This window comes from Ideonella sp. P3_A4 (genome assembly GCF_056403075.1).
Genome location: NZ_JBFUGE010000993.1, coordinates 1 through 1560 on the forward strand (window position 1 = coordinate 1; position 1560 = coordinate 1560).

Annotated in this window: 2 protein-coding genes; one reads left to right on the plus strand and one right to left on the minus strand. The window is 64.9% G+C overall.

The window, feature by feature from the left end; translation table 11 throughout:
• Positions 1 to 348: 348 nt before the first annotated feature.
• Positions 349 to 996, minus strand: coding sequence for a hypothetical protein (locus AC1DYI_RS35185; protein ID WP_477208733.1), 648 nt, complete (start codon positions 994 to 996; stop codon positions 349 to 351).
• Between the two features lie 305 nt (positions 997 to 1301).
• Between AC1DYI_RS35185 and AC1DYI_RS35190 the strand changes: the two genes are divergently transcribed.
• Positions 1302 to 1560 (plus strand): BlaI/MecI/CopY family transcriptional regulator (locus AC1DYI_RS35190; RefSeq protein ID WP_477208734.1); only part of this gene is annotated, 259 nt, incomplete at its 3' end.

Here is a 1560-nt window from a genome sequence, read left to right on the forward strand (position 1 = left end):
GCGGCGCAGCCTTGGCCGCCATGAACACAACCCACCAGCTCGGCCTTGGAAGCATCGATGCCGGCAAATACAGCTTGATCTTGCATGGTCAGGTCTCCCCTATCGACAATGACAGTCGTTGGGGTGGGGACCCGCCAGCCGCGTTGGCTTGCACTCAGATCGGCGGTCTGTCTGTTTGGCGGCCGCGCAGTTCTGTATCGACGCTGACAGGCGGGGTGGGGGCAATCTCTGCCAGTCGGTCCAGGCCGATCTCCGGATTTCAGGCCCTCCACCCCAACCACGCAACCATACAAGCCGGATCCGCGCACGCCACTTGAAGCTGGCGGCTCCTGACCGAGCGCCGGCAAGTCAATACATGTACAGCTTGAGGACGAAGTCGGCACCGATCGCGCCGCCGCCGCCGATCGGGCCACCGGCCCACCACACGTCCACGCGGTAGGTGCCCGGTGGCACCAGGCCCGGTCCCGTGCCGATGCCCTGGTAGAAGTTCGACGCGATCATGTCGACGTCGTATTCGGCCGACTCGGYGATGGCCGGGCCGTAGATGCCGTACGGCGTTTCATAGTGGCCGGCCATGTGCATCGGCGCGCCGCCGGTCGACGGCGTCAGCGTGACCTGGAACATCGTCAGCGCCGAGACCCAGGTGTAGGTCTGGCGGCTGCCGACCATCGCGCTGAAGTGCGCATTCAGGCAGCCCGCCTGGAGCGTGACCTTGGTGCTCAACACCGGCGTCTTGTCGAAACGCGTGCTCTCACCGCCGCCGCCGACCGCCGCGAAGTTCCAGGCCGTGGTCTTGACGCCTTCGTAGACGGTGTCGAGCACCTGGTTCACCTTGCCCCGGCAGGGTGGATGCACACCGGCCAGCCCCTTGGGGTCGTTTTCGGACATGAACTGCTCGCGGCTCTGCGCCATCGCAGCACCGGACGTGGACAGCGCAGCCGCGGCCAGCGCGACGGGCGCGAGCGCCTGCAGAAGGCGAGCTTGCAAAGTGGCCATGGTGATCTCCATGAAAGGGTGGTGTAGGCGGGGCCATCACGAGCCCCCGGCCATCGGGCCCGAAGCGCGGCAGCGTGGACGCGGCAACGCAGGCCTGACGATGGAAAAGACGCAACCACCCTCACCGAACCGGACACGCCGGCGCCCCCCAACTCATGGGGGTGTGCATGCATTTCAGGGCACCAAATCGACCGTCTGTCACAAGCCTCTTGAGGATCTACTAATCACTTAGTACTATTTATCTAGTACTAATTGACCCGCGCCACTGGCCTGTCCTGTTCGACCGGCCTAACCGAAAGACAAGAATGACCACGCCCCATCCGACCGAAGGCGAGCTGGCGATCCTGCAGGTGCTGTGGGACCACGGCGGCCCGTGCACCGTGCGCGAGGTGCACGAGTCCTTGTCGCAGCACAAGGACACCGCCTACACCACGGTGCTGAAGATGATGACGATCATGGCCGACAAGGGCCTGCTGCAACGCGACGAGAGCGAACGCAGCCACCGCTACAGCGCGCAGCACCTCGAGCCCGAGGTGCAGTCGGTGCTGGTGAAGGACCTCATGC